The sequence below is a fragment of the Thioclava sp. UBA3469 genome, from assembly GCF_002378135.1.
GTDB lineage: Bacteria > Pseudomonadota > Alphaproteobacteria > Rhodobacterales > Rhodobacteraceae > Thioclava > Thioclava sediminum.
The window spans coordinates 1-7,046 of record NZ_DFRG01000237.1; the positions used below are offsets into that span (position 1 = coordinate 1).

Consider the following 7,046-nt stretch of genomic DNA (forward strand, 5'->3'; position numbering starts at 1 on the left):
CGCGCGTCACGAACCCGCCGCGCGGGCCTGCGCGTAGCTGCGCCTCGACCTTGCGCGCCGGGACGCCCGCACGAAGCGCGAAACTTTGCGCCAGAAGCTCGATATCCTGCAGCCGTCCGGGGCCAACCTTCGCCTCCCAATCGCCATCGGGGGCCTTGGCCGCGAATATCCGGGCGCGCATCTGCGCCAGCTCGTGGAGCACCGTGTCTCCGCCGCCTTTCGCCTCCAGCACCTTCAGGCGGATCGCCTCGACCCGGTCGGCCAGATCGGCGCATCCCGCGACAGGCCGCGCCCGGGTCAGCGCTAGATGCTCCCAGGTCCAGGCCTCTTCCATCTGGTAGCTTTCGAAGCTTTGCACCGAGGTCGCCACGGGCCCTTGCCGCCCCGAAGGCCGCAGCCGCATATCGACCTCGTAGAGCATCCCTTCCGGCATCGGCGCGCTGAGCGCGGTGATCAGGGCCTGTGTGAGCTTCGCGTAGTAAGCCCTTGAGGCAATGGGCTTCTTGCCTTCGGAAAATTCCTGTCCGTCCGCGTCGTAGATGACGATCAGATCGAGATCGGACTGCGCGTTCAGGCGCTCTGCGCCAAGGCTGCCCATCCCCAGAACCACCGCGCCCTTGCCGGGGCACGGCCCGTAGCGGCGGGCGAATTCGCCCTGCACGACCGGCCAGAGCGCGCCGAGAACCGCGCCCGCCACATCGGCATATTGGCCCGCAGCCTCTGACGCATCGACGAGGCCGCGCAAGTGGTGAACGCCCACGCGGAACTTCCATTCCTTCGCCCAGCGCCGCGCCGCGATCAAAGCGGCCTCGTAATCGCCAGCCCGCTCCAGCAGCCGCGTTAGATCGGCCTCCAGCGCCGGTTTGCCCGGCCAAGGAGCGAAGAACGAGCCGCCCAGAACAGCGTCGAGCACCCCGGCATTGCGCGAGAGATAACTCGCCAGTCCCGGCGCCGTGGCGCAGATGTCGACGATCAGATCGACGAGTTGCGGATTGGCCTCGAAGAGAGAGAACAACTGCACCCCGGCAGGCAGCCCCTTGAGAAAGCCGTCGAACTGGGTCAGCGCCTCCTCCATATTCGCCGCCCGGCGCATCCGGTCGAGCAGTTCCGGCTCCAGCCGCTTGAAGATCGCGCGCGCCCGTTCGGATCGCAGCGCCGGATAGCCCGTCCAGCCCTCGACGATCTCGCGCGCGGCTTCGCTCAGCTCGGGACGCTCGGCGGCGGCATCGGGGGCGAAGAACTCATTCGTCAGCCCTTCGACCCGCTCCAGCCGGTCGCGCAGCCGGTCGCGCCAGCGCGCCACATCCCCCTCGCCCATCATCGCGGCGATCCGCGCAAGCCCCTCTTCAGTGCCGGGCAGGATCTGGGTCTGGGCGTCGCCCACCATCTGCAGGCGGTGTTCGATCTCGCGATGCTCGCGGTAATGATCGATCAACTCCTCTGCCACATCCTCGGGCACCCAAGTCTTCGCCGCGAGCGCGCGCAGCCCGCCCACGGTGGTCCGGTCGCGCAGGCTCTCGTCGCGCCCGCCTGCGATCAATTGCCGGGTCTGGGTGAAGAACTCGATCTCGCGAATGCCGCCTTGGCCGAGCTTGATATTGTGGCCCGCAACCTCGATCGGGCCGTGCAGCCCCTTATGCTCGCGGATGCGCAGGCGCATGTCGTGGGCGTCCTGAATGGCCGCGAAATCGAGGTGCTTGCGCCAGACGAAGGGCCGCAGCCGTTCGAGGAACTGCTCCCCCGCCGCGATGTCGCCCGCGCAGGGCCGCGCCTTGATATAGGCCGCGCGCTCCCATGTCCGGCCCTCGGCCTCGTAATAAAGCTCGGCCGCGCCCATCGAGATACAGACCGGCGTGACGGCGGCATCGGGGCGCAGGCGCAGATCGGTGCGAAAGACATAGCCCTCGGCGGTGCGGTCGTTGAGCATCGCCGCCATCTTGCGCGTCGCCCGGATCAGCGCGCTGCGCGCCTCCATCGCATCGTCGGGATCATAGCGGCTTTCATCGAAAAGGCAGATCAGGTCGATATCGGAGGAGTAGTTCAGCTCTCCCGCCCCCATCTTGCCCATCGCGAGCGCGACCATCCCGGCGGCACTCTCTATATCCTCATTGGTCGCACCGGGGATCTTGCCGCGCCGGATTTCCTCGGCCACCAGCCGCTTCATCGCGAGATCTACCGCAATATCGGCAAGGCGCGTCAAGGCGCCGGTCACTTCTTCGAGACACCAGACGCCGCCCAGATCGGCCAACCCGGCCAGCAACGCGACGCGACGCTTCGCCCGACGCAGCTCTGACGGCAGATCGGCGAGGCTGACGGGCGTGATCCGCGCGAATTCTTCGGCCAGCGCGGCTTCGGGATTGCCCGAAATCGCGGGGCGCAGCCACTCGGCCTCTTTCTCCATCAGGCCTTTAAGATAAGGACTGCAACCCGCCGTGCCCCCGAGCAATTCGCGCAACTCCGGCGCGAGATCGGAGAACAGCTCTTCGGCTTCGGCGGCGCGGTCGCGCTCGAAAGGCAGGGGCGAACGGGTGAGACGCGAGGCAAACGGCATGGCGCCATGCTTACGCCGCCGAGCGGGCCGGTCAATGGGGATTGCTGTCGCGCGACATCTGGCCATAACTACACCCGCCCGGCGCGCCAGCGCCCGACCTCAGACCCTCCGGAGCCTCGCCATGAGCAAATCCCTCAAACGCGTCCATGCCGCCCTCGAAGCCGCAAGCGTGCCGTTCGAGATCACCGAACCGGGCGAGGCCCGCACCGCCGAGATGGCCGCACAGGCGGTAGGCTGCGAGGTCGACCAGATCGCCAAATCCATCATCTTTCGCGGCGAAGACAGCGGCCATGTCGTGCTGTTCATCACCGCAGGCGGCAACCGGGTGAGCGCCGAGAAGGCAGACGCCGTCGCGGGCCAGCCCTTGGGCAAGGCCGATGCGGCGCTGATCCGGGCGGAGACGGGCTTCGCGATCGGCGGCGTCGCGCCCCTTGGCCATGTCGGCCCGGTGACGGCCTTCCTCGACCCCCGGCTGCTCGAATTCGATACCGTCTGGGCTGCAGCAGGCACACCACGGCATGTTTTTGCCATCGCCCCGGCCGATCTGGAGCGGATCAGCGGCGCGAAACAGGCCGATTTCACCGAATAAAACCAAGTGAATCCGGTGATTTGCGAGAAAAATGTAAAAATCATTTACATACCCCCTTGCAAGAACCGCCCTGACTTCCGATCTTGGGTATGTGAAAGGAATTCACATGCTCAACCCGGAGGTTCAAATGTCCGCCTATTCCACCAACTCCATGCCCGTCGCGGTTGGTAACTGGTTTACCCGCGCCGTTAACTGGATGGATGGGAACGGCCCCGGCGCCTGGATCGCGCTGATGGTGGCCGGTTTCATTTTCGCAGGCCCCCTCGGCCTCGTCATTCTCGCTTTCATCCTGTTCACCGGCCGCTTCGGGCGTCGCTGGCGCACGGGTCAGGCGGTTCAAAAACGCAGCTTCGGTTGCTCTGGCGTCGGTGGCGTCCATGTCTCGCGTTCGACCGGCAACGCGGCGTTCGACGCCTACAAGGCCGACACGCTCGACCGACTGCAGCGCGAACAGCAGGAATTCGAAGAGTTCCTCGGCCGTCTGCGCGAAGCCCGCGACAAGGCAGAGTTCGACCAGTACATGGAAGAGCGCGCCAAGGAAGCGGCTCAGTCGGAGGACACCTCCGAGGACGCGAAAGCCTAACCATATAGACAGTTCGCAATGCGATTTCGGCGCCCCGGTTGACGTAACCGGGGCGCTTTCTATGTCATCAACATGAAACACTTGGCGGGTGCGCGCTCCTTTGCTAGCCTGCCGCGACCCCTCCCCGACGAGGCTACTGATGCGCCATTCGCTTCCGCTTGCACCGCAGTTCTACGTAACCGCGCCGCAGCCCTGCCCCTATCTGGACGGCAGGTCGGAGCGGAAATTGTTCACCGCATTGCAGGGGGAGTCGGCCGAGAAGCTCAACAATGCGCTGTCGCGGCAAGGCTTTCGGCGCTCGCAGAATGTGCTCTATCGGCCCTCCTGCGCAGATTGCACCGCCTGCCTGTCGGCCCGCATCCGGGTCGCAGATTTCAAACTGTCGAAATCGCAGCGCCGGGTGCTGAAGAAAAACGGCGACCTAAAGCGTACCGCGACCTCGCCCTGGGCGACGGAAGAGCAATTCGCACTGTTCCGCCGCTATCTCGATGCGCGCCACGCCGATGGCGGCATGGCTGACATGGACATCTTCGAATTCGCCGCGATGATCGAGGAGACGCCCGTGAAGTCGCGCGTGATCGAATATCGCGAGACCGCCGCCACGCCAGACAGCATGCGCGCCCTGATCGCGACCTGCCTGACCGATGTGCTCGATGACGGGCTGTCGATGGTCTATTCCTTCTACGAGCCCGAGCGGATCCGCGACTCCCTCGGCACCTACCTGATCCTCGACCATGTCGAGATCGCGCAACGCGTGGGCCTGCCCTACGTCTATCTCGGCTATTGGGTGCCCGGCTCGCCGAAGATGAACTACAAGGCGAACTTCTCCGCGCTCGAAATCTACAAGGGCGGTCAATGGACCGATCTTGGCGATCCGGCCACGCACGAGACGGAGACTCATCCGCTTTCCGTGCCGCCCATCGCGGAACAGGTCGCCCGGATTCAACTCCCCGATACACGCAATAGTTGAGCAACACCCAGCAACGGACGTCACTCTCGCAGGCAATTGCTCAACCGTTCGGCAGACACCATCTGTCAACTCATTTTTTCAAAACTATTCCGTGACTTCCGACGATTACGGGCCCGTGAACTCTGGACACTCCCGGCCCGTGGTGAAACGGTCCCGACAGACCCGCCGCGGAGGACACGAGGCGGGCGGCGAGGACCGGCCTCGCACAACGGAGCAATAATGGGAGGATCCTAAATGGACCGTCGTTCCTTTCTGACGAAAGCCGCGCTGGGTAGCGCGGCCGCGAGCACGCTGGCAGCCCCCGCGATCGCACAAAGCAATCCGCAAATCACCTGGCGTCTCGCCTCGTCCTTCCCGAAGTCGCTCGACACGATCTATGGCGGCGCGGAAGTGATGTCGAAGATGGTCGAGGAAGCCTCGGACGGTAACTTCAAGATTCAGGTCTTCGCGGCTGGCGAGATCGTCCCCGGCCTTCAGGTCGCCGACGCGGTGATGAACGGCACGGTCGAAGCCTGCCACACCGTCGGCTACTACTTCTGGGGCAAGGATCCGACCTGGGCGCTTGGCGCGGCCGTGCCCTTCTCGCTCAACGCACGCGGCATGAACGCGTGGCACTACCACGGCGGCGGCATCGAGCTCTATAACGAGTTCCTCGGCAAGCAGGGCCTCTACGGTCTGCCGGGCGGCAACACCGGCGCACAGATGGGCGGCTGGTTCCGTAAGGAGATCTCGACGGTCGAAGACCTCAAGGGTCTCAAGATGCGTGTCGGCGGCTTCGCGGGCAAGGTGATGGAAAAGCTCGGCCTCGTGCCGCAGCAGATCGCCGGCGGCGACATCTACCCGGCGCTGGAAAAAGGCACGATCGACGCGACCGAATGGGTCGGCCCCTATGACGACGAGAAGCTCGGCTTCTACAAAGTCGCGCCCTACTACTACTACCCCGGCTGGTGGGAAGGTGGCCCGACGGTCCACTTCATGTTCTCGAAAGAGAAGATGGAAAGCCTGCCGAAACAGTACCAGCAGCTCCTGCACACCGCATCGCAAGCGGCCGATGCGGACATGCTGCAGAAATACGACATGAAGAACCCGAAGGCGCTCAAGACGCTGGTCGCCAACGGCACCCAGCTGCGCGCTTTCTCCCCCGAGATCATGCAGGCCTGCTTCAAGGCAGCCAACGAGGTCTATTCGGAGATGGAGGCGAACAACGCCGAATTCGCGAAGATCTGGGGTTCGATCAAGGACTTCCGCAAGGACTGGTTCACCTGGGAACAGCTGGCCGAGTTCAACTACGACTACTTCATGATGAGCGAAGCCAACAAAGGCGAGCTGTAAGCCGCCCAAACTGGTCAAGCCAGCGAACCGAAGCCCCGGCGCAACCTGCGCCGGGGCTTTTTCTATGCCCTGACGACCGAAGATACCCATCGGATATTCTGCGCCTGCATTGCCACACTGCAGCAAGCTTTCGAAACTGTGACCATATGCGACATAAAATTACTTGCAGGTCGGTTTACACGCGGAACCGGTCAAGTATTGTGACCGCAATGCCCACACCGGAGGGAACGCTAATAATGGAGCGGTGTGGTCAGAAAAATTGACAGACATCCACGACTTGGGAGGAAACCATATGGATCGTCGTTCTTTCCTGCGCAAAGGTGCGCTTGGCGGGGCAGCCGCAGCTGCAGGTAGCGCGCTCGCCGCACCGGCTATTGCGCAAGAAACCCCTACTGTGACGTGGCGCATGACCTCGTCTTTCCCGAAATCGCTCGACACGATCTACGGCGCCGCCGAGACGATGGCGAATTACGTCAAGGGCATGACCGACGGGAAATTCAACATTCAGGTCTTCGCGGCGGGCGAAATCGTCCCCGGCCTGCAGGCAATGGACTCGGTGTCGAACGGCACCGTCGAGGCCTGCCACACCGCCTCCTACTACTACTGGGGTAAAGATCCGACCTTCGCCTTCGCGACCGCAGTGCCGTTCGGCCTGAACATGCGCATGCAGAACGCCTGGTTCTACTATGGCGGCGGCAACGACCTGATGAACGAGTTCTACGCGAACTACAACATCACGGCCTTCCCCTGCGGCAATACCGGCGCCCAGATGGGCGGCTGGTTCCGTAAGGAAATCAATACCGTCGAAGACATGAAGGGCGTGAAAATGCGCATCGGCGGCTTCGGCGGCAAGGTCGTCGAGAAGCTCGGTGTGGTTCCGCAGCAGATCGCGGGTGGCGACATCTACCCGTCGCTCGAGAAAGGCACGATCGACGCCACCGAATGGGTCGGCCCGTACGATGACGAGAAGCTCGGCTTCTACAAAGTCGCGCCCTATTACTACTACCCCGGCTGGTGGGAA

The 7,046-nt window shown here is 63.7% G+C and carries 6 protein-coding genes; 5 read left to right on the forward strand and 1 reads right to left on the reverse strand.

Annotation, left to right across the window (positions count from 1 at the left end; all coding sequences use genetic code 11):
• A partial coding sequence (locus B3D39_RS16925) for a glutamine-synthetase adenylyltransferase (RefSeq protein ID WP_286789911.1) occupies positions 1-2,551 on the reverse strand: 2,551 nt, incomplete at its 3' end.
• A gap of 121 nt (positions 2,552-2,672) precedes the next feature.
• Here B3D39_RS16925 and B3D39_RS16930 point away from each other — a divergent pair.
• The 5 genes from B3D39_RS16930 to B3D39_RS16950 all read left to right on the forward strand — a co-directional run.
• Entirely contained in the window at positions 2,673-3,140 is a 468-nt protein-coding gene (locus tag B3D39_RS16930; RefSeq protein WP_274963474.1) for a YbaK/EbsC family protein, read from the forward strand.
• A 127-nt stretch (positions 3,141-3,267) separates the two neighbouring features.
• The gene (locus B3D39_RS16935) at positions 3,268-3,723 is read left to right on the forward strand and encodes a DUF2852 domain-containing protein (protein WP_078520098.1); all 456 of its coding nucleotides are present in this window, start codon (positions 3,268-3,270) and stop codon (positions 3,721-3,723) included.
• A 139-nt stretch (positions 3,724-3,862) separates the two neighbouring features.
• Positions 3,863-4,693: an arginyltransferase gene (locus tag B3D39_RS16940; RefSeq protein WP_078520099.1), complete on the forward strand. Its 831-nt coding sequence runs from the start codon at positions 3,863-3,865 to the stop codon at positions 4,691-4,693.
• Between the two features lie 234 nt (positions 4,694-4,927).
• Positions 4,928-6,025: a TRAP transporter substrate-binding protein gene (locus tag B3D39_RS16945; RefSeq protein ID WP_078520100.1), complete on the forward strand. Its 1,098-nt coding sequence runs from the start codon at positions 4,928-4,930 to the stop codon at positions 6,023-6,025.
• Between the two features lie 292 nt (positions 6,026-6,317).
• A partial coding sequence (locus tag B3D39_RS16950) for a TRAP transporter substrate-binding protein (RefSeq protein ID WP_286789912.1) occupies positions 6,318-7,046 on the forward strand: 729 nt, incomplete at its 3' end.